The sequence below is a fragment of the Streptomyces sp. NPDC047061 genome (assembly GCF_040643955.1).
Taxonomy (GTDB): Bacteria; Actinomycetota; Actinomycetes; order Streptomycetales; family Streptomycetaceae; genus Streptomyces.
In genome coordinates this window covers 555461-581776 of sequence record NZ_JBEYVI010000001.1, presented here as the reverse complement: position 1 = coordinate 581776, position 26316 = coordinate 555461, and the positions used below count along the sequence as shown (strand labels likewise).

Genomic DNA, 26316 nt, shown 5'->3' with positions numbered 1-26316 from the left:
TCCCTCAGGACGGGCCGCGCTACCCGCGGGAGGGGGGAACTTCCGGCCGTCCTTCGGAAGGCCGCCGGTCCACCGGGCGAAGCGGCGGAATCGGCTCCGACGCGAAGTCACGGCCACCGGTCCACAGCGCGGGTACGGCGTCGCAGCGGCGGCACAGCGCGTAGGCGACCGCCTCGTAGTTGACCCGCCAGCCGTGGAAGTGCGGCCAGGCCTCCGCGGTGCCGCGTTCGGCATGGAAGCCGGTCTTCTCCAGCATGGTCACGGCCTCCTCGAACTCGCCGTACGTCAGCTCGATGGGGGCGTCCGGGGCCGGGTCGGTGTCGAAGGTCGCCCGTACGGAAGCGGCGATGTCACGGAGCGCGGTGAACCCGGCGCGCAGCACCAGCCGGGCCTCCGGCGGGGCGGTGCGCGGGGCGAGCGCCAGCTGCATGGCGGCCGCGTCCATGACGGCGATCAGGCCGACCAGCCAGCTGCGGTAGGGGCGGGGCGAGCGAAACGCCAGCAGCACCGGGTAGGTGGCGTGGCTCTCCCCCATGTCGGCGGCCAGCCGCTCCCAGGACCGGTACAGCTCGGGCAGCGCGGTCTCGGTGTCGACCAGCCACTGCCGGGCGAGGATCTCCGGGCCCCAGGCGGGTTCGCCGGCCCGGGACTGGAGGAGGGTGACCTCCAGTTCGCGGCGGTTGTAGGCGGCGTACAGCGTGGGCAGGTAGGCGATCTGGAGCGCGATGACAACGGGACCGGTGGCGGCGGCCACGAAGTCGAGCGCGGACAGCCGCAGCCGGGCGCCGCTGGCGAACCCGAGGGTGAACAGGCTGGAGCCGGCCTCCCGGAACGCGGTGCTCCAGGACAGCGGGGAGAAACCGTACAGCAGCATGCCGAAGCCGAGGAACGCCCCGCCGAGCCAGGCGGCGAGCATGCCGACCAGCATGAGCGGGGCGAGCCAGGTCTGTGCGCGGTCGATCGCACGGTAGCCGCCGCGGTGCGCGGTGAAGCAGAGCACGCGGCGCAGGCCCCACCAGAGCCGGTACACCAGCACGGAGTACAGGCCCCGGGGGACCACGAGCGTGCGCAGGATGCTGCGCAGGACCAGGATCAGTACCAGTGCCCCGGCCACCCCGGAGATCCATTCCATGGCGCCATTCTGGCCCGGACGGCGGCCTCCCGGTGACCGGAGCCCTTCGTTCAGCCCGCCGGCCGGGCCAGCAGGGTGCGCACTCCCTCCGAGGTGAGCGTCAGTGCGTGCGCGGAGCTGCCGTCTATGGCGAGCGAGAGGTTGTCCTCGGGCCACTGCGAGGCGAGCGCGCCGAGCGGCACCACGCGGTAGCGGGAGACCGTCGGCAGCAGGCCGGTCAGCTCCCCCTCCGAGGTGAACACGGGGACGACGGGGTCGCCGTCGGGGCGTTCCAGGACGGGCAGGGCGATCATCGTGGGGTCGGTGGTCTCCGCGGCGTCGTCCGGCACCGGGACCAGCACGTCACTGTGGGCCAGGGTGTCCAGCGCGGCGGGGTCCTCGGCGTTCACGGCCAGCGTGTCGAGCGCCTGCTGGGCCGGCGTCGGGAAGTCGTCGTGTGCGGGTGTCTCCATGGCAGATCCCCAGGTAGCGGTGGTGGTACGGGCCGCGGGTCCGGCAGGGTGCCGGGCGGCCACGGCACGCGTACCCGGTCGGGGCCGGGGCATGCGCCGGGACCGGCAGGACCTTCGCCCGGACCGGCAGGGCCTTCGGCGAGGGGTGGTGCGGGGCGGAGTGAGGGGTGGTGCGGAGGCAGTTCCCGGCGGCACGTGCCTCGCGCTCCGTCCCCCGGCATCACTCGCGGCGCGGGCACCGGGGTAGGGGTAGCCGCGGAAGGTGACGGTGTGTGTCCGAACCGTCACCCGTGCGACACGAGAGAAGGAATGCGATGTCGGTCGATACCGGTACGACGCCCGGGGCGGGGGCCGAGGAGCGGGAGCAGCAGAGCCTCGGTACCGCCGCGGCGCGGAATCTCACCACGACGACCAAGTCCGCACCACAGATGCAGGAGATCAGCTCCCGGTGGCTGACGCGAACGCTGCCGTGGGTGGACGTGCCCGGCGGCACCTACCGCGTCAACCGCAGACTCTCCTACCGGGTCGGCGACGGCCGGGTGACCTTCGTGCAGACCGGCGCACAGGTCGCGGTGATCCCCGCCGAGCTGGGCGAACTGCCGTTGCTGCGCGGGTTCGAGGACGGCACCGCGCTGCAGGCGCTGGCGGCCCGGTTCGAGCAGCGGGAGTTCGAGCCGGGGCAGGTGATCGCGGCGGCCGGCCGCCCGGCCGACCATGTGTATCTGATCGCGCACGGCAAGGTGGAGCAGGTCGGGTCGGGTCCCTACGGCGACGAGGCGGTCGTCGGGCTCCTCGCGGACGGCGACACCTTCGGCGGCCATGTGCTCGCCGGACTCGACGGCGGCTGGGAGTTCACGGCCCGCGCGGCGACGGCCACCACCGTGCTGGCGTTGCCGCACACGGCGTACCGGGAGGTGGCGGACCGGCACGCCGATCTGCGGGCGCACGTGGAACTGGCGGGGCTGGACGGGCACCGGGAGACGAACACCTTCGGCGAGGCGGAGATCGCGCTCAGTGCGGGCCATGCCGGCGAGCCGGACATTCCGCACACCTTCGTGGACTACGAGCCGGCGCCGCGCGAGTACGAACTGAGCGTCGCCCAGACCGTGTTGCGCGTCCACACCCGGGTGGCCGACCTCTACAGCCGGCCGATGGACCAGACCGAGCACCAGCTGAAGCTCACCGTGCAGGTGTTGCGGGAGCGCCAGGAGCACGAGCTGGTCAACAACCGGGACTTCGGCCTGCTGCACAACGCCGACCACGGCCAGCGGATCTCCACCCACGCGGGCCCGCCCACCCCCGACGACCTCGACGAACTCCTCGCCATGCGGCGCGACACCACGCACCTGTTCGCCCATCCCCGGGCGATCGCCGCGTTCGGCCGGGAGTGCAACAGGCGCGGCCTGTACTTCGGGAGCGTCGAGCTCGGCGGCCACCGTCTCCCGGCCTGGCGGGGCGTCCCGCTGCTGCCCTGCGGGAAGATCCCGGTCACCGCGGCCCGCACCTCGTCCGTCATCGCGCTGCGGGCCGGTGAGCAGAACCAGGGCGTGATCGGCCTCCTGCAGACGGGCCTGCCGGACGAGAAGGAGCCGGGCCTGAACGTCCGTTTCATGGGGATCAACGAACAGGCCGTCGCCTCCTACCTGGTCACCGCCTACTACTCGGCCGCCGTCCTGGTCCCGGACGCCCTCGGCATCCTGGAGAACGTGGAGGTGTCCCGCTGGGACTAGGCGCTCCGCTGGAAGTGCCGCATCAGGTCGTCTGGCGTCTGCGGCGCCGTCGTGGCTGGTCGCGCAGTTCCTCCCCCAGCCTTCGGCCGGGGGTACCCCCAGCGCCCCTTTCGGGGCGCTGCCGAACCGCAGTGGACTTCAATCGGCCTGCTTAGAGCAGCAGTTCGGCCGTCGTCGTCACCCGGATCAGCGGCCGGTACAGGTCCAGCAGGTGCAGCGCCCTCGCGTGCGAGTCGTCGTCCGCGCCCGCGCACGCGTCCGCGACGACCAGGACCTCGATGCCGGCATCGGCCGCCGGGAGGGCGGTGGACAGGACGCAGCAGTCGGTGCTGACGCCGGCCAGGACCAGGCGGCCGTGCGGGGCGGCCAGGGCGGCGAGTTCAGGGGTCCACTTGCCGAACGTCGGGGCGTCCAGGACGACTTCGGCCTGCTGTGCGAAGTCGTCCGTCAGGCGCCAGAGTTCGGCGTCCGGGGGCTGGAGCGCGAACGGCCACTGCTCGTAGTAGGCCTGCCAGGCTCCGGTGGGGTGTGCGGGGGCGACGAAGCGGGTGAAGACCGTGCGGTTCCCGAACGCCGGGAGCAGGCGTCGTACGCCCGCGGCCGCCTCGGCGTAGCGCGGGGCGGCCCAGGGGCTCGCGGGGTCGGCGAAGACGTGCTGCATGTCGACGACGGCCAGGAGACCGGGCGAGGTGGTCATACGGTCGTCGCCGGGGCGGTGGCCGGCAGGCTCTCCTGGGTCCGGACCCGGGCGCGGCCCAGGGCCAGGGTGCCGAGGAAGCCCAGCGCCAGGGCGGCCAGGACGCCGAGGTTGGCGTACGCCCAGGCGCCGGACTTGCCGCCGAGGCCGAACGGGTCCAGCAGATAGCCCTGCCAGGTCAGCCAGCTCGCGGCGGTGTTGGTGACCAGGCCCCAGCCGAGGGCGGTGGCGGCCACGGTGAGGAGCAGGGGCAGGAGGGGGATGTCGCCGTAGCGGCCGGCGGGGCGGTAGAGGTCGGTCTCGTCGTAGTCGCGGCGGCGCAGCGCCAGGTCGGCGAGCATGATCCCGCACCAGGCGGAGATCGGCACGCCGAGGGTGGTGAGGAAGCCCATGAACTGGCCGAGGAAGTCGTCGGCGAAGAAGACGATGTAGACCGCGCCGGCGATCATCAGGACGCCGTCGACCAGGGCGGCGAGGTAGCGGGGCACGGGCAGACCGGCGGAGAGGAGGGCCAGCCCCGAGGAGTAGATGTCCAGGACCGCGCCGCCGACCAGGCCGAGGACGGCGACGACGGCGAAGGGGACCAGGAACCAGGTGGGGAGGATGGTGGTCAGCGCGCCGATGGGATCGGCCGCGATCGCCTTGTTCAGGGTCTCGGAGGAGCCCGCCAGCAGCAGGCCGAAGACCAGCAGGAGGAGCGGGGCGACGGAGCCGCCGAAGGTGGTCCAGCCGATCACGCCCCGGCCGGAGGAGCCGCGTGGCAGGTAACGCGAGTAGTCGGCGGCCGCGTTGACCCAGCCGAGGCCGAAGCCGGTCATCATGAACACCAGCGCGCCGATGAACTCCTGGGCGGAGCCGGACGGGATCGCGCTCACCGCCGCCCAGTGGATGTGGTCGGCGACGAGGACGACGTAGACGACGGTGAGGACGCCGGTCACCACCGTGATCACGGTCTGCAGCCGCATGATCAGGTCGAAGCCCATCACGCCGCCGACCACGGTCAGCGCGCAGACCACGATCAGCGCGACCACCTCGGTCTCGGTGCCGCCGCCCCAGCCGAGCCGGGTGAAGACGGTCGCGGTGGCCATGGTGGCAAGGGCGATCAGGACGGTCTCCCAGCCGACGGTGAGCACCCAGGAGACGACCGACGGCAGCCGGTTGCCCCGGACTCCGTACGCGGCCCGGCTGAGCACCATGGTCGGTGCCGAGCCCCGCTTTCCGGCGACCGCGATGAAGCCGCAGAGCAGGAAGGAGACGAGGATGCCGAGGACGCCGGCGGCGAGCGCCTGCCAGAAGGAGATGCCGAAGCCGAGCGCGAAGGCGCCGTAACTCATCCCGAGGACGGAGACGTTCGCGCCGAACCAGGGCCAGAAGAGGGTGCGCGGGGTGCCCTTGCGGTCGGCGTCGCCGATCACGTCGAGCCCGTGGGTCTCGACCTGGAGCTGTCTGCCGGGTTCCCGTGTGTCCGCCATCGTCGGCCCATCTGTCCAGGTGTGTTGGCTGGAGGCTAGGTCGGCCGCAGTCAGGGGTCAAGGACAAATGATCAGCCGGGACCGACACGGCCGGCCCACTCCGATTTGACACCTCCCATGATCCACTCCAGTCTGTGCTCATGAAATCCATTTTCAACAAGTGGGGCGGCTAGCCATGCGAGTCGCCTTCGTCGGCAAGGGCGGCAGCGGCAAGACGACGCTGTCGGCCCTCTTCACCCGTCATCTGGCACGGTCCGGCGCGCCCGTCGTCGCGATCGACGGTGACATCAACCAGCACCTGGCCCACGCCCTCGGCCTGGACGAGGACGAGCTGTTCGCGGCGCCGCCGCTGAGCGCGCGGACCGGTGAGATCAAGGACTACCTGCGCGGCACCAACCCCCGGATCTCCTCCCGGGCGGCCATGGTCAAGACGACACCGCCGGGGCACGGCTCGCGGCTGCTGAGACTGCTGGGCGACGACGAGGTGCACTCCCGTCACGTCCAGGAGGTCGGCGGGGTGCCGCTGATGGTCACCGGGGCGTTCGCCGGGAGCGACCTCGGGGTGTCCTGCTACCACTCCAAACTCGGCGCGGTGGAGCTCTACCTCAACCACCTGGTGGACGGCCCCGGCGAGTACGTGGTCGTCGACATGACGGCAGGGGCCGACGCCTTCGCCTCCGGTCTGTTCACCCGCTTCGACATGACCTTCCTGGTGGTCGAACCGACCCGCAAGAGCCTGTCCGTGTACCACCAGTACCGGGACCACGCGGCCGAGTTCGGGATCCCGGTCGCCGTGGTCGGCAACAAGGTGACCGGCGCCGACGACCTCGCCTTCCTGCGCGAGCGGGTGGGCGCGGACCTGCTGGCCCACTGCGAGCTGTCGCCGCACGTCCGCGCCCAGGAACAGGGGCGTGGCAGCGGTGCGCTGGAGCCGCACAACTCCCGGGCCATGGACCGGCTGCGGGCCGCGGTGGACGCGCGCCACAAGGACTGGGACGCCTTCCAGCGGCACGCCGTGGAGTTCCACCTGCGCAACGCCGCCGCCTGGGCCGACGCGGCGACGGGCCAGGATCTGGCCGCCCAGGTCGATCCGGACTTCCGGCACGGCCCGGCGGCACTGCCCGCCCTCGTCTGAGCCGCCGATCCCGCGCCTCGCGGATCCCATCTGCACAGACCCTCCTGAACACCCCCTTCCCGTAACCCCATTGAAGAGAACAGGACACCGTCACATGTCGCTCGACGTCTCCCCGCAGCTGCTCGCCGAAGCCGAGAACGGCGCGGTGCGGGAGGAGGACTTCATCGCAACCGTCCGTACCTCACTGCCGTACGCGTACGACCTCGTCGCCCGGCTTGCCGCCGAACTCCGCGGCAGCACCGCCGAGTTCGCCGACAACCAGACCCCGCCGCCCTCGGAGCGGGAGCGCGGGCAGCTGCTGCGGGCGCTGTCCTCCGACGCGATCCGGGGCAGCCTGGAACGGCACTTCGGGGTGGCCCTCGCCTTCCAGAACTGCCACCGGGTCGCGGTGTTCCCGCCCGGCGCGCGGGGCGGCGAGACGCACACCCGCTTCACCTCGACCCGCGCGCAGATCCTGAACCAGTCGCCGGAGTTCCGTGACTGCTGAGGTCCCGCCGGGCGGCCCCACGAAGGCCGCCCGGCAGCGCGGTGCACCGCTTCACGCACCGACCTCGGCGGCGCGGAATCCGTCGGCCCGCAGGCTCCGGGAGACCGCGTCGGCCGCCGCCCGGACCTGCGGGGCGAGTCTGAGCGGCTGGACGGCCTCGACTCGACCGAACACGCCCACGGCGGCGATCACGGCCCCGCGGGAGTCGCGCACCGCCATCCCGAAGCCGTCGCGCTCCTCGGTGAGCGTGCCGCGCATGACGGCGTGACCCGCTCGCTGCTCGACAACCCGACCCCGGCCCAGCGCGACCTGCTGGCACCGCTGCGCTACAACGGCTCGACGGTGATCCTGCACACCGACCCGTCCGTGATGCCGGCCGGCCGGGACCGCTGGGAGGCCTGGAACTACGGCAAGGTCACCGTCGACGGGCAGCCGCGCACCTATGTGGCGTACTACATGAACAAGCTGCACGGCTTCGAGTCGGAGACGGACTACTTCGTCACCCTGGACTACCCGCTGGAGGTCGACGAGGCGGCCGTCATCTGGCGGTTCCACTACGAGCACCCGGTGATCGACATGGCGATGCGCACCGCGCAGCAGACCATCTACGCGGTCAACGAGGGCCCGCGGGTGAAGCTCTGCGGCTCCTGGTTCCACTCCAAGCAGCAGTACTGGGACCAGATCGGTTCCCACGAGGCCGCGTTCTCCTCCGGGAAGGAGGCGGCGGCCCAGCTGCTGCGCGAACTCGGTGTCGGCTAGGGCGTGTGCCGGTGTGCGGACTCGTTCTCCTGGGCCATGCGGCGCAGCGCCATCAGTGCCGGTTCCAGGAGGACGGTCAGCAGCAGGGCGCGCTCGGCGGCCTCCAACGGGTCGTCGATGCCGTCGAGTTGGTCGAGGTCGAGGGTGGCGGTGCGTTCGGCGAGGCGGGCGTAGGGCAGGAGGGTGTGCCAGTCCAACGGGACGCCGAGCGAGCGCAGCGAGGTGATCGTCTCCGCGAGCGTGGTGCGGGCGGGGGCGTTCTGGTGCACCTTCCAGTCGAGTTCCCTGAGCAGCGCGTCGACCTCGGCGGTCTCGGGGGCGTCCCCGGCGGTGTCGGCGGGCAGCCGGATGGCGCCCAGGGCGAGGCCGAGGAGCCGGTGGGTGTCGCCGTCGTGCTCGCCGAGCGCGTCCAGGACCTCGCGGGTCGCGCTCACCGAGAGGCCGCGCACGCCGGTCAGGGCGCGGATCAGCCGGAGTCGCCGCAGGTGCTGTTCGTCGTACTCGGCCTGGGTCGCGGCGGTCTGACGGCCCGTCGGGAGCAGGCCCTCGCGGAGGTAGTACTTGATCGTCGTGACGGAGACGCCGCTGCGGCGGCTCAGCTCGGACATGCGCATCGGGTTCGGCTCCGCTCTCGCGTCGGTATCGGCTCCGTTCCACCGGACGACACCTCGGCACTGGAAATTGGATACCCCTACTGTCTAACATGGATAGTAGAGGTATCCAATTTCTTCCCACGGGAGAAGGCCGCGCCATGCCCACCCTGCGCTGGACCACCGTCAACACCCCCGCACCCGACGCCGAGGCGTTCGTCATGGCGTCCCGTCTGGAGGTCCGCTCGCTCAAGGACGTGCCGCGTTTCTTCGCCAAGTCGCTGGTGGCGTGGAAGCAGGTCACCGGGGCGCCCGGCGCGTACGGCGCCTCGCTGATCGCCGAGCCCCTGAAGCGCACGTTCTGGACGCTGTCCGCCTGGGAGGACAAGGACGCCCTCTACCGGTACGCGCGGACCGAACCGCACAAGTCGGTGATGACCGGGCTGCGCCCCACCATGAAGGGCTCGGTCTTCACGTTCTGGCAGGTCCCGGCGGCCGAACTGCCCATCGACTGGACGGACGCCCGGCGCCGGCTCGCCGAGCAGGAACACGCCGACTCCTGACACCCGCACGCCCGCACTGCCCGCCCGGCACTCCCCCACGCGCCCCGTCGCTTTCGCTGGGAGCCCCCTGCCATGACCCTGTCCGAAGAGAGCCCGGTCCTCGACGAGGAGCCGGCCGCCGCGGTCGCCGCCGCGGGGCGCCGGGTGCCGCTGTGGCTCGCGATCGTCGCGTGCAGCGTGCCGGTGTTCATGGTCGCGCTCGACAACCTCGTCGTGTCGACCGCCCTGCACACCCTCGCCGTCGACCTGGAGGCGAACACCCAGGAACTCCAGTGGTTCGTCAACGCGTACGTGCTGAGCTTCGCCTGCCTGCTGATGACGGGTGCCGCGCTCGGTGACCGGTTCGGCCGCCGGACGGTGTTCGTCATCGGCATCGCCGTGTTCACGCTGGCCTCCATCGGCTGCGGACTCTCCGACACCAGCGCCCAGTTGATCACTTTCCGGGCGGTCCAGGGCTTCGGGGCGGCGGCCGTGATGCCGCTGTCGCTGACCCTGCTCTCGCAGGCGGTGCCGGAGAAGCTGCGCGGGCTGGCGCTGGGCGTCTGGTCCGGGGTGAGCGGGCTCGCCGTGGCCATGGGCCCGGTGGTCGGCGGCGCGGTGGTCGACGGCCTGGACTGGCGCTGAATCTTCTGGATCAACGTGCCGGTGTGCGTGATCGCGATACCGCTGGTGCTGTTCGCCCTGAAGGAGAGCTCGCTGCCGGGTGTCCGCCTCGACCTGGTCGGCATGGTGCTGGCCGCGGCCGGACTGTGCGCGGTGGTGTGGGCGATCGTGCACGGCGAGCCGGACGGCTGGACCTCCGCCAAGGTGCTCGGCGCGTTCGCGGGCGGCGCGGTGCTGCTCGCCGCGTTCGTGGTCCGGGAGTCCCGGACCGACGAGCCGATGCTGCCGCTGTCCTTCTACCGGGTGCGGGCCTTCACCCTCACCAACATCGTCTCGGCGACGATGTACTTCGGTGTCTTCGGCTCGCTGTTCCTGCTCGCCCAGTATCTCCAGATCGTGCCGCCGCGCTCCCCGCTGGAGGCCGGTCTCCGCACCCTCGCCTGGACGCTGATGCCGATGTTCGTGGCCCCGGTGGCCGGTCTGATCACGGACAGGGTCGGCGGCGGACGGCTGATGGCCCTCGGTCTCTTCCTGCAGGGCGTCGGCCTCGGCTGGATCAACCTGGTCGCCGGCACCGACACCGCGTACCCCTCGCTGGTCGGCCCGATGATCGTGGCCGGTATCGGCATGGGCTTCGTGTTCGCGCCGACGGCGGCGGTGGTCCTCGGCTCGGTGGCCAAGGAGCACGCGGGCAAGGTGTCCGGCGCCAACACCACGGTCCGCGAGATCGGCGGCGCGCTCGGCATCGCCGTCCTGAGCACGGTGTTCGTGACGTACGGCAGCACCGAGGGCCCGCAGCAGTTCGTCGACGGACTCCACCCGGCCGTGTGGGTCGGTGTCGCGGTCGTCTTCTTCGGCGCCCTGTGCGCGCTGGGCATCCCGCGCCGGCCGCGGCCGGCGGACGAGCAGGCCTGAGCCCCGCTCCGGGCGGAGGCACCCCTGACGAGGTGCCTGCGCCCGTTCGCGCTCAGCCGACGACGATCTCCGCGAACCGCTCCGCCCCCACGTTGCCGCCGGACAGCACGACCCCGATCCGGCGCGGCAGCGGCGTCACCCGGTGGGCGAGCAGTGCGGCCAGGCCGCTGGCACCGCTCGGCTCCAGAACGGTCTTCAGCCGCTCGAACGCGAACCGCATCGCGTCGCGGATCTGGTCGTCGGAGACCAGCGAGATGTCGTCCACCAGACGCTGGTTGAGGGAGAAGGTCAGCTCGCCGGGGATGTCCGCGGCCTGGCCGTCGGCGATGGTGCGGGGCACCGGGATCGACACCCGGTGCCCGGCCGCCAGGGACCGCCGGGTGTCGTCGCCGGCCTCCGGCTCGACCCCGACGACCCGGATCCCGGGCAGCAGTCCCTTGGCGGCGGTGGCGCTGCCCGCGATCAGCCCGCCGCCCCCGACGGGCACCACCAGGGCGTCCAACTCACCGACCTCCTCGATGAGTTCGAGCGCGGCCGTGCCCTGCCCTGCGATGACGTGCGGGTGCTCGTAGGGCGGGATGAGCGCGAGCCCGCGTTCTGCGGCCAGGGCCTCGCCGATGGCGACCCGGTCGCCGGTGTAGCGGTCGTACGTCACGATCTCCGCGCCGTATCCGGCCGTCGCCTCCAGCTTGGCGCGCGGGGTGTCCTCGGGCATCACGATGACGGCGGTGGTGCCGAGTTCGCGGGCGGCGAGGGCGACGGCCTGGGCGTGGTTGCCGGAGGAGTAGGCGGCGATGCCCTTGGCGAGCTGCTCGGCGGACAGCCGGGACGCGGCGTTGTAGGCGCCCCGGAACTTGAACGCGCCGATGCGCTGGAGGTTCTCGCACTTCAGGAAGACCTCGGCACCGACCAGCTCGTCCAGGGTGCGCGAGCGCAGCACGGGGGTGCGGTGGGCCACTCCCTTGATCCGCGCCGCCGCGTCGTGCACGTCCTGGAGGGTCACGGGCGGGGTGTCGGGCATGTTCGTCCTCCGTTCTGGGCGCCGCGGGGCGCCGGATGGGTGTCGACCACATCAAATTATCGTCCGGTCCACGCCCTCCAGCGCCCCGCACCGGCCGGCCGTCTGCCCGGAGCGGGCCGGCCGCGCTAGCCGATCTCCACGACCCGTGCCCAGGCGGGCGGTGCGTCCGGTACGTAGTCGGGGTCGTCCTCCTGCCACGACGTGTCGCTGTACTGCCGGGGGAAGAGACCCACCACCGTACGGCAGGCCGGCTGCGCCTCCGGCCAGGGCGTCTGCCCGTCGGTGAGGGCCACCACCACGTCCGGGGCCGGCCGCGCCCGCAGGGCCCTGGCGAAGCCCGCGCGCAGGTCCGTACCGCCGCCGCCGACGAGCGCGATGCCCTCCGCACGGCACAGCGGCTGCACGGTCCGGGCGGCCGCGTCGCAGGACAGCACGGAGACCAGGTCCCGGCGGCCGCCGACGGCGCGGGCGATCGCGGCCACCTCCAGGAGGGCGCTGCCCAGTTCGGCGTCGCTGACCGAGCCGGAGGTGTCGATGACGACCGAGACCCGGGGCGGGCGGCGGCGCAGGCTCGGGAGGATCACGCCGGGCAGGCCGGCCGACCGGCGCGAGGGGCGGCCGTAGCTGTAGTCGTCGCCGGCGCCCGCGGCCGAGGCGGCCGAGCGGACCGCGGCTCCCAGCAACTCCCGCCAGGGCTGCGGCCGGTGGAAGGCCTCCTCCGCCCAGCGCCGCCAGCCCTGCGGGGCGTTGCCCGGCCGGCCGCTGATGGCCTGCGCCACCCGGAACCGGACCCCGTCCCGCTCCTGCTCGCTGAGGCCGTGCGCGCCGTCCGCCCCCAGGTCCCACTCCCGGTCCCGGCCGTCGGCACCGCTGCCGCAGTCCAGCCAGGCGAGGTCCCGGGTCTGCGGCCCGAGCCGGAACTGGCGCAGGTAGTCCTCCATCAACTGGCCTTCGTCCAGCCGCAGCATGTACGGCCGTACGGCGCCCCGGGGCTGCGCCAGCCCGTTGCCGTACGCGTCGTCGTTGATCTCCAGGTCCGCCGCGATGTTCATGCGCAGCCGCTCGCCGGCCCCGGTCAGGCCGCGTTCCCGGGCGACCCGGTCGCTGCGCGCGTGGTGCTCGCGCAGCAGATGGGAGACCTCGTGCACCCACACCCCGGCGAGCTCCTCCTCCGGCATCCGGTCCACGAACGCGGGCGAGACATAGCACCGCCAGTGCTTGTCGACGCCCATCGTCGGCACCTGCCGGGACTCCACGACGTGCAGAGCGAACAGGGCCGTCGCGAGGTAGGGCCGGGCCCGGGCGGCCTGCAGCCGGGCGGCGTAGAGCTTGTCCAGGTCCAGCGCCCCGGCCGGTTCGGCCGTCATCGGCCCACCTTCGCGGCGACGCGTTCGGCCGCCCGGTCGGCACGCCGGGACACGGACACCGCTCCGGCGAGGCGTTCGATCGCCGCCGGGACGTCCCAGTCGTCCCGGCGCAGCGCGGCCAGGGTGGTGGCGGGGACCACCACCAGGTCGGGCGCCCCGGTGTCCAGCGCGCGCACCAGCAGGGCCCAGGCCGCGTCCCAACGGGCCCGGTCCGGCCGTTCGCGGACCGCCGCGACCACGCCGTCCAGCACGGCCTGGCGCAGGTCGCCGCGCTCGGGCAGGTCGGCCGCGTCCGGGTCGGCGAGCAGCGTCTCGGGGTCGGGGAGCTCCATCAGGTCGACGCTCGCCAGCAGTTCGAGCCCCGGCCCGTCCCCGACCGTGCCCCTCACCAACAGGGAGAGCACGTCCCGGGAGGAGCCGGCGGCGTGCGCGAAGGCGACCAGGCGCAGCGTCATGTCCCAGCTGCGGGGCGACGGCCAGGCGCCGCCCCGCCGCATCTCGCCGCTCGGCAGCCGGTGGACGAGGGTGGGCCGGGTGGCGAGCAGGCCGCACACCGCGCGGCGCGCGAAGTCCACGGCGGCGGGCAGCCGGTCGGGGTCGAGCCGGGGCAGGGTCGCCCGGGGCCAGGTGCCGCCGAGGCCGCGGACGACGACCTCGTGGTCGTGGGCCCACTGCAGATGCACGAACCGGTTGGCCAGCGGCGGGCTCAGCTCCCAGCCGTCGGCCGCCGAGGAACGCGGGTTGGCCGCGGCCACGATCCGTACGCCGGGCGGGAGCCGGAGGGCGCCCACGCGGCGTTCCAGGACCAGCCGGAGCAGGGCGGCCTGGACGGCCGGGGGCGCGGTGGACAGTTCGTCGAGGAACAGCAGGCCCCGGCCGGCCCGCACGAGCCGCACCGCCCAGTCCGGCGGGGCCATCGGGACGCCCTGGACGGCCGGGTCGTCGCCCACGACGGGCAGGCCGGAGAAGTCGGACGGCTCGTGCACGCTGGCGATCACCGTGGTCAGCGGCAGGTCGAGCGCCTCGGCCAGCCGGTTCAGGGCGGCGGTCTTGCCGATGCCGGGCTCGCCCCACAGGAGGACGGGCAGGTCGGCGGCGACGGCGAGGGTGAGCGCCTCCAGCTGGATGTCGGTCCGGGGTTCGGTGGCGGAGTCGCCGAGCAGACCCGACAGGGTGTCGGCGACGGCGAGTTGGTCAGAGACGTGCAGAGGCATGAGAGATCACCTGGGGGTGTGAGGAGAGAAGTGGACGGGTGTCAGCGTCGGCCGGAAAGGCGCGGGCCGAGGCGCGGGTCACGGACGGACCGGCGGCGCCGGGTGCGGACGGGGCCGGTGCGGGATCCGGTGAGGCCCGCCCGGTAGAGGCCGTAGGCGATCCGGCGTCGCGCGGCCGCCTCCAGTTCGTCCTTCAACGGGCCGTCGCGCAGGACCGCTTCGGGCCCCAGCAGTCCCTCGACGACGGCGAGCGCGCCGGCGATGTCCCCGTGGTCGAGGCGTTCGCGGACGCCGGTGAGGCAGTCGGGACGGCGGTGCGCCTCGTCGATGACCCGCAGACAGGGCAGCGGCGGGCCGCCGAACGCCACCAGCAGTTCCTCGCGCCGCAGTTCGTCCGGGGAGTGGTCCAGCGGGGACAGCACCCCGTCGACCATGCCGATCCGGTGCCGGACGCCCCGGCACTCCACGAGGCGTGCCTGCCGGGCCGGGTCGGGGTACGGGTCCCGGGCGGCCGGTGCGTGCCCGGGGACGAGGGCGCCGACGACCAGCGGGTGCAGCCGCCCGGCATCGACCAACCCGGCGCGCAGCAGCTCCAGATCGGGGAGCGTCCAGGTCGCCGCGTCGGGCAGGACCAGCGGGGCACCGGGGCCGAATTCCCAGCTTGCGGTACCCCGCCCTCCGGTACCCCGGCCGGTGGTGTCCCGGCCTGCGGTCACGGTCCCGTCGGCCGCTAGGTGCAGCGCGAGCCGCTGCCGACGGCCCAGGCGTACGACGACGGTCCCGCTGTCCCGCCCCTCGGCGCCCAGTACGATCCGCGCCTCGTCCGCCCACCGTTCCGTGGCGCACAAGGGCCCTTCGTGGCCGGGGAGTTGCTCGGCGAACGTGAACCCGTGGGCGTACGCGAGCCATTCGCCACCCGCAGGCCCGTCGCCGTCCGCAGACCCGTCGCAACCAGCAGGCCCGTCACTGATCGCACGCTCATCGCCGACCGCACGCCATGCGCCGCCCACGGATCGGTCGGCGCCCGAGCGGGTCCGCAGTTCGCCGGCGGCGCCCGCGTCCCACAGATGGCGGTGCAGGTCGAAGCGGAACCGGCGGCTGGGGCGCGGATGCGGATGCCACGGGGCGCCGGGCTCGCCCAGCGTGCCGTCCCACACCGCGAGGCTGATCCGCTGCCCGCCGTCCGCCCAGGCGGGCGGTGTCCGGACCACGAGGCACAGGGAGCCTTCCCCGGCGTCGTACCGAGCGAGCGGCATGGTCAGCCCCGGCCGCAGCAAGCCGTCGGGCGCGATCCTGGGCAGATGCCAGCGCAGCAGGTCGGGCGCCAGCCGCCGCAGGTCGGCACGGATCCGATCCCGGACGTCCCGGCCGCGGGCCCGGGCCAGTGCGCGCAGATCGAGGTCGAGGTCGAAACCGGCGGCGGCGCACGCCCCCGCCCAGTCGCCGGTGTTCCGGCGGGCGGTCGCGGTCTCGATCATGGCGGGCGGCACGGCGAACTCGCGCACGCGCCGCCACAGGGAGAGGTGGGTGTCCCCGGTCGCGAAGTGAGTGGCCATCAGCACTCACCTGAAGCGGACGGGACCCCCGATCTGACAGCAGAATGAGTGGTCATCGCGGGGAGCATACGGCGCCGTCACCGAGGTCCGCCAGGCAATTACGCACGGGCCCGCACGAGGCCCGCACGTGACGCGGATCACCCCGCCCGGGTGCAGCGTTCTGCCGCCCCCAGGGCCTTTTCCCAGGTGTAGGCAGCCGGGGAGAGCGGGGACCGTGGGAATGGAGCAGGCTCGGGCCGGTGAGTACGACGAGTTCGTGGCGGCCCGCTGGTCGGGGTTGTTCCATCTGGCCCGTCTGCTCACCGGTGGCGATCGGCATCGGGCCGAGGATCTTTTGCAGGAGTCCTTGGTCCGGTTGTGGTTCGTCTGGCCGAAGATCGCCGACGAGGCGCCGGAGGCGTACGTCCGCAAGGTCCTGGCGCGCGCGGCGGCCCGTTCGGCGCGGCGCCGGTGGTGGGGCGAGCGCCCCGTCGAGGAGCTGCCCGAGGTGGCGGCGGCCGGCGACGTGTCGGCGATCGTCGCCGAGCGTTCCCGGCTGGAGACCGCGCTCGCGCTGCTGACCCCGCGTCAGCGGGCCGCGGTCGTCCTGCGCTACTACCAGGACCTGCCCGACCGGCAGGTCGCGGAGGTGCTGGGGTGCCCGGTGGGCACCGCCCGGTCGCACGCGGCGCGCGGGGTGGCCCGGCTGCGGGAGCTGCTGGCGGACGCCATCGAGCCGGTGGGGTGAGGGAGAGGCCATGGATCACTTCGAGCGGCAGTTGACACAGTTGATGCACGGCGACCGGGAACCGGCGGCGTTCGAGCCCCGGCACCGGGCGCGACTGCGGGCCGGTGTGCAGGCGCGGCGGCGGGTCCGGGCGGCCCGGCGGGCGGCCGGCGGTGTCCTCGCGGCCGCGGGGCTCGGCCTCGGCCTGTTCCTGTGGCCCCACACCGGTGTCCGTGACGAGCCGAGCGCACCGCACCCCTGGCCCGCGACCAGCCCCACCGACCGTACGGCCCCGACGCCGGGCCCCTCCCCCAGCGCGCCGCCCTCCGGCGCCACGACCTCGGCCCCGCCACCCACGGACACCACCGCGCCCCAGGACACCCCGTCCTCCACGAACGGGCATACCGCCTCGTCCACGCCGACCTCGACCGCGACGGCGTCGTCCACCCCGGACGCGGGCACGACCCAGGGCGCGACGGAGGGCTCGTCCGGGAGTTCGACCGCCACCACGTCACCGCCGTCGGCACCCGCGACCGAGAGTCCCGACCCGTCGAACGGCTCCTCGGCCGCGGCCGGCTCGGCCGGATAACAGGCGGCCCGCAGGCCGCGCCCTCCCCTCACCCACCCCACCACCGGGGGTGCCTTCGGCACGCCCCGAGAGCGAGAACGAATGCGAAAAAACGTAATGAATCATCCTCGGGTCGCGCTCCCGGTCCCCGCGCCGCCCGCTCCGCCGCACCACGAGGAGCCGGTACTCGACCTGGCCGTACCGGTGTTCAACGAGGAGACGGACCTGGAGCCGAGCGTGCGGCGGCTCCACGCCTACCTGCGGGAGACGTTCCCGTACCCCTTCCGGATCATCGTCGCCGACAACGCCAGCACCGACGCCACCCCCCTCATCGCGGCCCGGCTCGCCGCCGAGCTGCCCGAGGTGGAGTGGATACGGCTGGCCGAGAAGGGCCGCGGCCGGGCGCTGCGGGCCGTCTGGTCGGCGTCGTCGGCGCCCGTGGTCGGCTATCTCGACGTGGACCTGTCGACCGGGCTCGCGGCGCTGCTGCCGCTCGTCGCCCCGCTGCTCTCGGGCCACTCCGACCTGGCCATCGGCACCCGGCTGGCACCCGGCGCCCGGGTGGTGCGCGGCCCGAAGCGGGAGGCCATCTCCCGCTGTTACAACATCCTGCTGCGCTGCACGCTGTCGGTGGGGTTCTCGGACGCGCAGTGCGGGTTCAAGGCCGTACGACGGGACGCCGCCGCACGGCTGCTGCCGCTGGTGCGGGACTCCGCGTGGTTCTTCGACACCGAGCTGCTGGTGCTCGCGGAGCGGGCCGGGCTGCGGATCCACGAGGTGCCGGTCGACTGGGTGGACGACCCCGACAGCCGGGTCGCGCTGCTGTCCACGGCGCTCGCCGACCTGCGCGGCGTCGCGCGGGTCGCGCTGTCACCGGCCCGGGGCGCGCTGCCGCCGGGGCGGCCACCACGGCCGTACGCCGTCCCCGCGGCCGTCCTGGCTCTCGCCCATCTGCTCCTGTACGCGGCGCTGCGCCCGGCCGCCGCCGGGCAGGTGGCCAGCGCGCTGTCCCTCCTGGCCTGCTGGACGCTCGCCGTGCCGGTCCGCGGCCGCCTCCCGTGGCCCGCCCCGGACGCCCCGCCCGCCCTGCCCGCCTTGGCCGCCCGTCTGGCGCTGACCGCCGGTGCGCTCGCCGTCCTGCGGCACACGGTCCCCGCCGCCGGACTCCGCGCGGAACTGGCCGCGCTCGCCGCCGCCCACGTGTCCCTCGTCGTCGCGCGGTCGGCCTTGCGCGGGTGGAGTCGCCGGACGGGGTCCGCGGCCTCATGACCACGCCCCTGAAGAGCACCGCGCCACCCCGCCCCGCCGTCTCCGGAATCGCCGCACCGGAGCTCGGCCGGCGCCTGCGCGACACGGTCCGCCGCCATGGCCCGGTCCTCGCGCTGTTCGGCGTGCTGAAGCTCGTCGGCTTCGGCTCCTTCATGTATCTGCTGGACTCGGCCGGGGACTTCCGCAGGAAGCATCCGCGGTTCGGGGGCGGTGCGCACACCTGGGACGTGCTGGGCACCTGGGACGGCTGGTGGTACCAGCAGATCGCCCTGCACGGCTACCACCCGGCACTGGTCCCGGTCCCCGGCGCCACCGGCCTGATCACCCTCCAGGGCAACTCGGCCGCGTTCTTCCCGCTCTACCCGGCGCTGATGCGGGTGGTCATGGAGGTCACCGGTCTCGGTCCGTTCGGGGCCGGGCTGCTGGTGTCGGTCGTGGCGTCGTTCGCGGCGGCGCTCGGGATCGCCGCCGTCGCCGCGTGGGTCGGCGGCCCGCGGGCGGGCCTGGCGGCGGCCGGGCTGTGGGCCGTGTGGCCCGGCTCCGGCGTGGAGTGGGCGGTCTACTCGGACTCGCTGTACGTGGCCCTGGCCGCCTGGGCCCTGTACGCCGTGCTGACCCGCCGCTGGCTGACGGCGGGGGTGCTGACCTTCGCGGCCGGCCTGAACCGGCCCACCGCCGCCGCCCTGGTCGCCGCGCTCGCCGTGGCCGCGCTCCTCGCGCTGCGCCGCCGCACCGACGGCGTCGCCCGTCCGCTGACCGCGATGCTCGTGGCCCCGCTGGGTCTGCTCGGCTACCTGGGCTGGGTGGGCCACCGCATGGGCGACTACGGCGGCTACTTCGCGCTCCAGTCGGGCGCGTGGGGGCACGAGTTCGACTACGGCAGGCAGACCCTGGACGTCCTGACGTCCGTCCCCGTCGGCCACTTCGGGTATCTCTTCGCGCTTCCCTTCGCGGACGTCATCGGGGTCGGGGTGGTCCTGCTGGACCTGGCGCTGCTGCCGCTGTTGTTCCGGCTGCGGCCGCCGGCGGTACTGGTCGTGCACACGGTGCTCACCCTCGCCCTGGTGCTGGGCAGCCAGCAGTACTTCGCGAACGTCTCGCGCTATCTGCTGCCCGCCTTCCCGCTGTTCGTCCCGCTGGCGGTCGCGCTGCGCCGGATCAGCCTGCCCTGCCTGTGTGTTCTGCTGGGCATCGCGGCACTGGCCTCCGGCTCGTACGCGGGCTACGCCCTGTTCGAGCTCGGAGTGCCCTGACGACGGCCCGGTCCCGTCGGACCACGGCTCAGGCCTTCTTGACGGCCACTCCGCCGTAGAAGCCGATCTCCTCGGAGCCGGCCGGCGGGGTGGTGTCCGGGCGCCAGAACGGGACCTGGGTCACGCCGGGTTCGACCAGCTCGAATCCGTCGAAGAACTGCTCGACCCGGGCCAGGGGGCGCAGGTTCATGGAGGCGGTCGCGTTGTTGTAGACGGCCTGGGCCTCGCTGCGGTCGTCGGCGAAGTCGTCGGTGGCGTGCGAGAGGACCAGGAAGCTGCCGGCCGGGAGCGCGTCGCGCAGGGTGGCCACGATCCGCTCGGGCTCCTCCTCGTCGCGGACGAAGTGGAGGATGGCGACCAGGAACAGGGCGACCGGCTGTCCGAAGTCGATGATCCGGCGCACCTCGGGGTGGTCGATGACGGACCGCGGGTCGCGCAGGTCGGCGAGGACGATGCTGGTGGTGCCGGCCCGGCTGAGCAGCGCGTCGCCGTGGGCCTTCACGATCGGGTCGTTGTCGACGTAGGCGACGCGGACGTCCGGTGCCAGACCCTGGGCTATCTCGTGCACGTTCGGCGAGGTGGGCAGCCCGGTGCCGATGTCGAGGATCTGACGGACGCCGCTGTCGATGACGTGCCGGACCGCGCGCTGCAGGAAGCCGCGGTTGGCCCGTACGGAGATCCACACCTCGGGCGCGACGGCGGCGAGCTGGTCGCCTGCCTTGCGGTCCACCTCGTAGTTGTCCTTGCCGCCCAGCAGGTAGTCGTAGATCCGGGCCGGATGCGGCTTGCTGGTGTCGATCTCCACGGACCCGTTGCCGTCCTGCGTCACGTGCGCTCCTCTCAACGGCCGTCCCGGCCCCCCTTGGCCCACCGACGGCTGGCGACAGCTTTCCATATCAACTTCGGTGTCGGCGCACCGAGTTCCCTCGCCCGCCGGCTTCTCCGCCCCCTCCGTCGCCCCTGCTGTCGACCGACCGGGCCGGACTTGACTACCATCGGGCCCAGGTGTCCGGGCAGGTGGCCCGGTTTGGTTTTGGTTGGGGGTTTCTCATGGTCAGTGGTCGTGTGGTGCGGTTCGACAGCTCGCGCGGATACGGGTTCATCGCTCCGGACGGTGGCGGAGAGGATGTCTTCCTGCATGTGAACGACATGCAGATGTCGGAGTCGTACGTCCGCCCCGGCGTGGCCGTGGAGTTCGAGATCGAGGCCGGCGAGCGCGGCCCGAAGGCGTCCGGTGTCCGGCTCGCCCGGGGAGCCGACGTGCGCACGCTCGGGCCGGACGACGACTCGCTGTGCGATCTGCTCAGCGCGGAGGAGTTCACCCGCGAGGTCACCGAGACGCTGCTGGCGTCGGCGCCCACGCTCACCGCGGAGGAGATCGTGCGGGTGCGGGGCGCGCTGGCCCAGTTCGCGAAGAACCACGGCTGGATCGAGGGCTGACCCGCCCGCGGCGGACGGCCGGTTCACGCTTCGCGTTCACGAGTCGCTTTCCCGTGTCGCGTTCACGCGTTCACGCGTCAGGGGAGCGGAGCAGCCGGCCGCCCGCTGTGAGGGCGGCGACCGCCCAGCGGGCCGATCAGGGCCAGGTGGCGCACGGAGCCGGCCGCGGCTCGCAGGGTGGGCCCGAGGGTCTCCGACCCGGTGTCCGCGCGCAGCACACCGGCGGTGACCGTGATTCCGGCCGCGGGCGGGCGCAGGAGCAGCGGCGGTAGTGCCGTTGCCGGGCAGAACAGCCCTATGAACAGGGCGAGTTGCACGCGGCCGGGGCGGGAGGCGGCGTCCGCGAGCATCCGCGGGGCCGAGCCGTCGTCGGTGGCGAACTCGGCGAGGGACTCGGCGACGGCGAGACATCCGAGTAACACCGCCTAGAAGTACGGCAGTTGGGCGAGAAGTCGGCGCGGCCGACGCCAGGTGTCCCGCCATGCCCCCGCACGCATCACGCCGGTCAGCATGACCGCGGGCCCGTCCGATCACCCAAACCTCATCGTGACGAGGGTCACACTCCCGCGGTCGAACTTTGGCGCCCGTCCCGCATCTAGTCCGCGTCGGTTCTCGAACGGCTACGGAGCAACCCCCCTCCAGGGCCGTCCACTTGATTCTGCGATTCGGCAAGGAACATTCAATGGGTTTCATGGCTTATCTGCGCGGCTTCGTCCCCTGGATCGTCGCCGGCGTCGTGTCCGGCGTCGTCGACTGGCGCTGGGGCGCTGTCGCCGGTGTCGTCTCGGGGCTGGTGCTGCTCCTCCAGGACCGCCGTCGGGGGGTCGACCTCGACGCGCTGATCCTGGAGGCCAGCACCATCCTGTACTTCCTGGTGATCGGCGGCGTCTCCCTCAGCAACCCGGACTCGGGGCTGAAGGACCACACGGACGCCCTCTCGTTCGCCTGGCTGGCCGCCACCGCGTGGGGCTCCATGGCGATCCGCCACCCCTTCACGCTGGGCATCGCCAAGCGGCAGACGCCGCGCGAGTACTGGGACATGCCCGAGTTCCTCCAGGTCAACAACTACATCACCGGCTCCTGGGGCGCCGGGTTCACGTTCATCGCCGTCGTCCTGGCCGTCGGCAACGCGGTGGACGCCCCGTCCTGGGTGGGCATCACCGCCCACGTCATCGGCCTGGCCGCCCCGATCGTCTTCACGAAGGTCTACCCCGAGCGCGTGCAGCGGCGGCTGCTGGAGTCCCAGGGCCTGTCGTCCGCACCCCAGTGACCTGTCGCCTCGGCTCCGCACGGCGTCCGGGACTCCGAACGCCGTGCGGCGGGCTGCGCCTCTGCCCGGCCATCGACCGAACGCCCCGGACCTGATCCGCACGGGGCCGGCACCGCCCTGCCGGCCCGGACAAGGAATGCACCATGACCGAAGAGACCACCGCTCCCCTCTACCTCAAGGGCCGCTTCGCCCCGGTCGCCGAGGAGCACACCGCCTTCAACCTCACCGTGCGCGGCACCCTCCCGACCGAACTGGACGGCCGCTACCTGCGCAACGGCCCCAACCCGCTGCCCGACGAGGACAACGGCCACTGGTTCACCGGCCCCGGCATGCTCCACGGCCTCCGGCTGCGCGGCGGAAACGCCGAGTGGTACCGCAACCGGTGGATCCGCGCCCGGGAGCGGGAGGGCCACCCGTTCGTCCGCGAGGACGGCACCTTCGACCTGACCGCGACGCCCGGCAACACCCATGTCATCCGGCACGCGGACACCGTGCTGGCGCTGTGCGAGGTCGGCTTCCCCTACTGGGTCACCCCGGCGCTGGAGACCGTCGGGCCGTACGACTTCGGCGGCAGACTGACCACCGCGATGACCGCGCACCCCAAGGAGGATCCGGTCACCGGCGAACTCCACCTGTTCGGCACCGGGTTCGCCCCGCCCTACCTCACCTACCACCGGGTCACCGCCGAAGGGGAGCTGCTCGACAGCCGCCCGATCGAGGTGCCGGGCCCGACGATGATGCACGACTTCGCCATCACCGAGCACCACGTCGTCTGGATGGACCTGCCCGTCGTCTTGCGGCCCGAACTCGCCGGCCACGGCGGCATGCCCTACCAGTGGGACGACGGCTACGGCGCCCGGCTCGGCATCATGTCCCGCACGCCGGGCAGCACCGAGGTGCGCTGGTTCGACGTCGACCCCTGCTACGTCTTCCACGTCGGCAACGCCCACGAGGACGCGCAGGGGCGGATCGTCCTCGACGCGGTGCGCTACGACCACGACAGGTTCGAGCACGCCTGGGGCGACATCGGCGGGCCCACCGGCGTGGCCGTCGTGCCGGAGCCCGGCCTCGTACAGGCGCCCGCGGTGCTGTACCGCTGGACGCTGGACCCGGCCACCGGCAAGGCCACCGAGCTTCAACTGGACGACCGGGACGCCGAGTTCCCCACCCACAACGAGACCCTCACCGGACGCGAGAACCGCTACCTGTACACGGTCTCCGGCGACGGCATAGCCAAGCACGACCTCACGGGCGGGACCACCCGGGTCCACGCGACGCCCGGCGCCCGCTACGCGGGGGAGGCGGTGTTCGTCCCGGCCGCGACCGGCCGGAGCGAGGACGAGGGCTGGCTGCTGTCGCTCGTCTCCGACGACGACGGCAAGGCCGGTGAACTGCTCGTCCTCGACGCCACGGACCTTTCCGAGCAGGCGGTGGTGGAACTCCCCTACGCTGTCCCCGCGGGTTTCCACGGCAGCTGGCTGCCGGAACTCGGCGACGAGGACTAGCCGGAGCCCGCGAGAACAGAGAGGCCGAGACGATGCGGTTGCTCCGGTCCGGGCGCCGGAAGGACACACCAGCCGATGCCGGTTCGGCACCCGGTCCCGCAGCCGCATCCGTCTCCGCCCCTTCCTTCGCCGGTGCGGCCTCATGAGCCGGGTGACGGCGACCGGCGCGGAGGCCGCGCGCGTCGAGGACGCGGTGCTCACCCGGGCCGCGCAGGCGGGCGAGGTCGTCGCCCTGGGGCTGCTGCTCGAACGCCACCGCGCGGGTATGCGCGCGGTGGCACTTGAGCCTGCTGGGGCCGGGCCCGGACGCCGAGGACGTCCTGCAGGACGCGGCGCTGACCGCGCTGCGGCGGATCGGCGACGTCCGTGATCCGGGGGCGGTGGGCGCGTGGCTGCGGATGATCGTGCGCAACGCCGCGCGCTCCCTGCTGCGGGACGCGGTTCCCGTCCGGCCCATGGAGGAGGGCCTGCATCTGCCGTCCCCGGAGGCAGGTCCGGAGCAGTGGCTGGAACAGAGCGCGCTGCGGGACTGGATCTGGGCGGCGCTGGACGAGCTCTCGCCGACGCTGCGGCTGCCCCTGGTGCTGCGTCACTTCACCACGAGCGTCACCTCGTACGAGGGGATAGCCGGCGTCTGCGGGATCCCCGTCGGCACGGTCCGCAGCCGGCTCAGTCAGGGCCGGGCCAAGCTCGCGGCGGCCCTGGCCGGTACGGCGGACGCCGCGCACGGCGACACCGCGCGGCGCACCCGGGACAGCCGCACGCAGGCCCGGGAGACGCTCGCCGCCGCCGAGAGCGGGCACTTCGGCGCGCTGCTCACCCAACGCTGGTCCCCGGAGGTCGCCCTGTTCAGGGGAGGCGACCGGGTCGGGGGCGGGAACCTGCTGGTGCGTGCCATGGACGGCGACATCGCCGCCGGGGTGCGGCAGCGCCTCGCGCATGCCGTCGCCGGGCGGTCGCTGGCCGTCTGGGAGATGGACATCGTCAACCCGTCCGACGACCCCGGTCACTGCCCGCCCAGCGTGGCCTGGCTGATGACCCTGGACGAGGCCGGCCGTGTGCACCGGCTGCGCCTGTTCCATCCGCGGCCGCTCCGGGCGATGGAGCTGCTCCCGGCACTGTGACCCGTCGGATGCCGGACACGCCGGATGCCGGACACGGCGCCGTGCGGCGAGCAGCAGGCACCGCTCATGCGGTCGCCTGAATGCTCAAGTCGTCGTGATGCGCTCAGCGCACCGGCGAGTCGATCCGTCCGAGGATGCGTTCGGCGTCCTGGCCGAGCCGGCGGAGGCGCTCGGGAGAGAGGTTGTCCACGACGAGGTGACGGACGTTGGCGACATGGGCGGGCGCGGCGGACTCCAGTTTCCGCATGCCGTCGGGCAGCAGGACGGCGTTGGTGAACCGCCCGTCGGCCGGGTCCGGTTCGCGGCGGACGTAACCGCGCTTCTCCAGCCGCTTCACCAGGTGCGACAGCCGGGACAGCGACGAGTTGGTCTCCTCGGCCAGCACACTCATCCGCAGGGTCCGGTCGGGTGTCTCGGCCAGCATCGCCATGGCCATGTACTCGACCATGCTCAGATCCGCGTCCCGCTGCAGCTGGGCGTCCAGGGCCCAGGGCAGCCGGGTGATCAGACGGACCACCGACATCCACGAGGCCAGTTCGGCGGGCGTGAGCCACAGGCCGGCGTGCTCGTCGTCCGGTCGGGTCTGGTCGGGGGCGGTCACGCCGGGAGCGTACCAGCTCACTTGAGCCTTCACGTCATGCACGCGGGGCGCGCGCCGTCCCGGCGGCCGGGTCAGGAGACGGCCGGTCCGGTGAGGTACCGCCCCTTCTCGTCGTACGGCCAGACGTTGGGCAGGCAGCCGTGCATGCCCTTGATCTGCTGCATCATCACGGGCGCCGGCCGCCCCGCGCCCGGGCAGCCGACATGGCCGTGGCCGAGGAAGTGGCCGACCTCGTGGTTGATGATCAGCGCCCGGTAGTCCTTGACGCGCCGGGCGTAGACGGGGGTGGCGAGGAGCCAGCGTCTGAGGTTCACCATGACCTGGTCGGCCACGTTGCAGTTGACCTCGCCGCCGGTGTCCAGCCCGTACTGCCCGCAGATCCTGTCCACCGTCCCGGGCGTCGCGACCCGGACGACGAAGTCGGTCGGACCGCTCGACACCCGTTCGAACGCCGAGCGGCCGTCGGCGGTCCAGCCGCGCCGGTCGGCCAGGATCCGCTCGACCTGCCGGGCGACGTCCGCCGCGGACAGGTCGATGCCGTTCTCGACGTCGACCCGGTAGCGCAGGAGCGTGCCGGAGCCGACCCTGGTGCTGCCGCCGGTCGCGGTGACGAACGTGCCCGGCCCCTTGGCCGGGATCTCCGGCGTGGGCGAGATGCGCGGGGAGGCGGAGGTGGTGGCCGGTCCGGGCGACGGGGACCGGGTGCCATGGGCCGTGCCGGCGGCGCCGAGGAGTCCGGACCGGGCGCGTTCGGTTGGCCCGCCCCGGGTACCGGCGTGAGCCGCCCCCGTACCGGACGGACTCCCGTCGAGGGCCGCGAAGCCGGCGGCACCCAGGACCGCCAGCGCGGCCACCGCTCCCCAGACCGGCCCTCTCCCCTTCCGCCC

At 73.2% G+C, this 26316-nt stretch carries 27 protein-coding genes and 1 pseudogene; 14 read left to right on the top strand and 14 right to left on the bottom strand.

Translation table 11 applies throughout. The features are described from left to right. Window positions 1-19 precede the first annotated feature (19 nt). Both ABZ887_RS02765 and ABZ887_RS02760 read right to left on the bottom strand, forming a co-directional pair. A complete protein-coding gene (locus ABZ887_RS02765; RefSeq protein WP_361282144.1) occupies window positions 20-1132 on the bottom strand; it encodes a hypothetical protein in 1113 nt (370 codons plus the stop codon). Between the two features lie 50 nt (window positions 1133-1182). Continuing rightward, the gene (locus ABZ887_RS02760) at window positions 1183-1584 is read right to left on the bottom strand and encodes an SseB family protein (protein WP_361282142.1); all 402 of its coding nucleotides are present in this window, start codon (window positions 1582-1584) and stop codon (window positions 1183-1185) included. Between the two features lie 314 nt (window positions 1585-1898). On the opposite strand from ABZ887_RS02760, the gene ABZ887_RS02755 reads away from it, so the two are divergent. After that, window positions 1899-3314 carry a family 2B encapsulin nanocompartment shell protein gene (locus tag ABZ887_RS02755; protein WP_361282140.1) on the top strand — a complete coding sequence of 472 codons (1416 nt, stop codon included), beginning with the start codon at window positions 1899-1901 and terminating at the stop codon, window positions 3312-3314. Window positions 3315-3465: 151 nt separating this feature from the next. Here the strand turns inward: ABZ887_RS02755 and ABZ887_RS02750 are convergent, their stop codons facing one another. After that, window positions 3466-4011 (bottom strand): isochorismatase family protein, encoded by a 546-nt coding sequence (locus tag ABZ887_RS02750; protein ID WP_361282138.1) that lies wholly within the window; start codon window positions 4009-4011, stop codon window positions 3466-3468. Then, window positions 4008-5483, bottom strand: a complete 1476-nt coding sequence (locus ABZ887_RS02745; RefSeq protein ID WP_361282136.1) for a cytosine permease — start codon at window positions 5481-5483, stop codon at window positions 4008-4010. Before ABZ887_RS02745 ends, ABZ887_RS02750 begins: the two co-directional genes overlap by 4 nt. A 175-nt stretch (window positions 5484-5658) precedes the next feature. Here ABZ887_RS02745 and ABZ887_RS02740 point away from each other — a divergent pair, with 175 nt between their 5' ends. Together ABZ887_RS02740 and ABZ887_RS02735 are read left to right on the top strand one after the other, a co-directional pair. After that, the gene (locus tag ABZ887_RS02740; RefSeq protein WP_361282134.1) at window positions 5659-6618 is read left to right on the top strand and encodes an adenylyl-sulfate kinase; all 960 of its coding nucleotides are present in this window, start codon (window positions 5659-5661) and stop codon (window positions 6616-6618) included. A 94-nt stretch (window positions 6619-6712) separates the two neighbouring features. Beyond that, window positions 6713-7105, top strand: coding sequence for an SCO5389 family protein (locus tag ABZ887_RS02735; RefSeq protein WP_361282132.1), 393 nt, complete (start codon window positions 6713-6715; stop codon window positions 7103-7105). Between the two features lie 51 nt (window positions 7106-7156). On the opposite strand, the gene ABZ887_RS02730 is transcribed toward ABZ887_RS02735, so the two are convergent. Continuing rightward, the gene (locus ABZ887_RS02730; RefSeq protein WP_361282130.1) at window positions 7157-7363 is read right to left on the bottom strand and encodes a hypothetical protein; all 207 of its coding nucleotides are present in this window, start codon (window positions 7361-7363) and stop codon (window positions 7157-7159) included. 6 nt (window positions 7364-7369) lie between these two features. Here ABZ887_RS02730 and ABZ887_RS02725 point away from each other — a divergent pair, with 6 nt between their 5' ends. Further along, window positions 7370-7864, top strand: coding sequence for a hypothetical protein (locus tag ABZ887_RS02725; protein WP_361282128.1), 495 nt, complete (start codon window positions 7370-7372; stop codon window positions 7862-7864). Here the strand turns inward: ABZ887_RS02725 and ABZ887_RS02720 are convergent. Then, the gene (locus ABZ887_RS02720; protein ID WP_361282126.1) at window positions 7861-8478 is read right to left on the bottom strand and encodes a MerR family transcriptional regulator; all 618 of its coding nucleotides are present in this window, start codon (window positions 8476-8478) and stop codon (window positions 7861-7863) included. The two genes, ABZ887_RS02725 and ABZ887_RS02720, sit on opposite strands and share 4 nt — an antisense overlap. A gap of 137 nt (window positions 8479-8615) precedes the next feature. On the opposite strand from ABZ887_RS02720, the gene ABZ887_RS02715 reads away from it, so the two are divergent. Both ABZ887_RS02715 and ABZ887_RS02710 read left to right on the top strand, forming a co-directional pair. Next, the gene (locus tag ABZ887_RS02715) at window positions 8616-9017 is read left to right on the top strand and encodes a DUF3291 domain-containing protein (protein ID WP_361282124.1); all 402 of its coding nucleotides are present in this window, start codon (window positions 8616-8618) and stop codon (window positions 9015-9017) included. Window positions 9018-9089: 72 nt separating this feature from the next. Beyond that, window positions 9090-10535: pseudogene (locus tag ABZ887_RS02710) on the top strand (MFS transporter). 52 nt (window positions 10536-10587) lie between these two features. Here ABZ887_RS02710 and ABZ887_RS02705 read toward each other — a convergent pair. The 4 genes from ABZ887_RS02705 to ABZ887_RS02690 all read right to left on the bottom strand — a co-directional run bounded on the left by ABZ887_RS02705 (window position 10588) and on the right by ABZ887_RS02690 (window position 15693). Next, window positions 10588-11556, bottom strand: a complete 969-nt coding sequence (locus ABZ887_RS02705; RefSeq protein WP_361282122.1) for a threo-3-hydroxy-L-aspartate ammonia-lyase — start codon at window positions 11554-11556, stop codon at window positions 10588-10590. A 125-nt stretch (window positions 11557-11681) separates the two neighbouring features. Further along, window positions 11682-12923, bottom strand: a complete 1242-nt coding sequence (locus tag ABZ887_RS02700; protein ID WP_361282120.1) for a VWA-like domain-containing protein — start codon at window positions 12921-12923, stop codon at window positions 11682-11684. Beyond that, window positions 12920-14137, bottom strand: a complete 1218-nt coding sequence (locus ABZ887_RS02695; protein WP_361282118.1) for a MoxR family ATPase — start codon at window positions 14135-14137, stop codon at window positions 12920-12922. Before ABZ887_RS02695 ends, ABZ887_RS02700 begins: the two co-directional genes overlap by 4 nt. Window positions 14138-14178: 41 nt before the next feature. Then, on the bottom strand, window positions 14179-15693 hold the full coding sequence (locus tag ABZ887_RS02690) for a hypothetical protein (protein WP_361282116.1): 1515 nt from the start codon (window positions 15691-15693) through the stop codon (window positions 14179-14181). Between the two features lie 220 nt (window positions 15694-15913). Here ABZ887_RS02690 and ABZ887_RS02685 point away from each other — a divergent pair, with 220 nt between their 5' ends. The 4 genes from ABZ887_RS02685 to ABZ887_RS02670 all read left to right on the top strand — a co-directional run bounded on the left by ABZ887_RS02685 (window position 15914) and on the right by ABZ887_RS02670 (window position 19489). Then, window positions 15914-16420, top strand: coding sequence for a SigE family RNA polymerase sigma factor (locus ABZ887_RS02685; protein WP_361282114.1), 507 nt, complete (start codon window positions 15914-15916; stop codon window positions 16418-16420). 10 nt (window positions 16421-16430) lie between these two features. After that, window positions 16431-16988 carry a hypothetical protein gene (locus ABZ887_RS02680; RefSeq protein WP_361282112.1) on the top strand — a complete coding sequence of 186 codons (558 nt, stop codon included), beginning with the start codon at window positions 16431-16433 and terminating at the stop codon, window positions 16986-16988. Between the two features lie 96 nt (window positions 16989-17084). Further along, window positions 17085-18236 carry a dolichyl-phosphate beta-glucosyltransferase gene (locus ABZ887_RS02675; protein WP_361282110.1) on the top strand — a complete coding sequence of 384 codons (1152 nt, stop codon included), beginning with the start codon at window positions 17085-17087 and terminating at the stop codon, window positions 18234-18236. After that, entirely contained in the window at window positions 18233-19489 is a 1257-nt protein-coding gene (locus ABZ887_RS02670) for a hypothetical protein (RefSeq protein ID WP_361282108.1), read from the top strand. The genes ABZ887_RS02675 and ABZ887_RS02670 overlap by 4 nt, the downstream gene beginning before the upstream one ends. 28 nt (window positions 19490-19517) lie before the next feature. Here the strand turns inward: ABZ887_RS02670 and ABZ887_RS02665 are convergent, their stop codons facing one another. After that, window positions 19518-20318 (bottom strand): SAM-dependent methyltransferase, encoded by an 801-nt coding sequence (locus ABZ887_RS02665; RefSeq protein ID WP_361282106.1) that lies wholly within the window; start codon window positions 20316-20318, stop codon window positions 19518-19520. Window positions 20319-20539: 221 nt separating this feature from the next. Here ABZ887_RS02665 and ABZ887_RS02660 point away from each other — a divergent pair, with 221 nt between their 5' ends. Further along, window positions 20540-20929 (top strand): cold shock domain-containing protein, encoded by a 390-nt coding sequence (locus tag ABZ887_RS02660; protein WP_361282104.1) that lies wholly within the window; start codon window positions 20540-20542, stop codon window positions 20927-20929. Window positions 20930-21006: 77 nt separating this feature from the next. Here the strand turns inward: ABZ887_RS02660 and ABZ887_RS02655 are convergent, their stop codons facing one another. Next, entirely contained in the window at window positions 21007-21351 is a 345-nt protein-coding gene (locus ABZ887_RS02655) for a hypothetical protein (RefSeq protein ID WP_361282102.1), read from the bottom strand. A gap of 260 nt (window positions 21352-21611) precedes the next feature. Between ABZ887_RS02655 and ABZ887_RS02650 the strand changes: the two genes are divergently transcribed. From ABZ887_RS02650 to ABZ887_RS02640, 3 genes are all read left to right on the top strand, one after another. Further along, window positions 21612-22199 (top strand): hypothetical protein, encoded by a 588-nt coding sequence (locus ABZ887_RS02650; RefSeq protein WP_361282100.1) that lies wholly within the window; start codon window positions 21612-21614, stop codon window positions 22197-22199. A 143-nt stretch (window positions 22200-22342) separates the two neighbouring features. Continuing rightward, on the top strand, window positions 22343-23704 hold the full coding sequence (locus tag ABZ887_RS02645) for a carotenoid oxygenase family protein (RefSeq protein WP_361282098.1): 1362 nt from the start codon (window positions 22343-22345) through the stop codon (window positions 23702-23704). A gap of 281 nt (window positions 23705-23985) precedes the next feature. Continuing rightward, on the top strand, window positions 23986-24828 hold the full coding sequence (locus ABZ887_RS02640; RefSeq protein ID WP_361282096.1) for a sigma-70 family RNA polymerase sigma factor: 843 nt from the start codon (window positions 23986-23988) through the stop codon (window positions 24826-24828). Window positions 24829-24931: 103 nt separating this feature from the next. On the opposite strand, the gene ABZ887_RS02635 is transcribed toward ABZ887_RS02640, so the two are convergent. Beyond that, a complete protein-coding gene (locus ABZ887_RS02635; RefSeq protein WP_361282094.1) occupies window positions 24932-25429 on the bottom strand; it encodes a MarR family transcriptional regulator in 498 nt (165 codons plus the stop codon). 71 nt (window positions 25430-25500) lie between these two features. Continuing rightward, a complete protein-coding gene (locus ABZ887_RS02630) occupies window positions 25501-26283 on the bottom strand; it encodes a DUF3152 domain-containing protein (RefSeq protein ID WP_361282092.1) in 783 nt (260 codons plus the stop codon). Window positions 26284-26316: the final 33 nt, after the last annotated feature.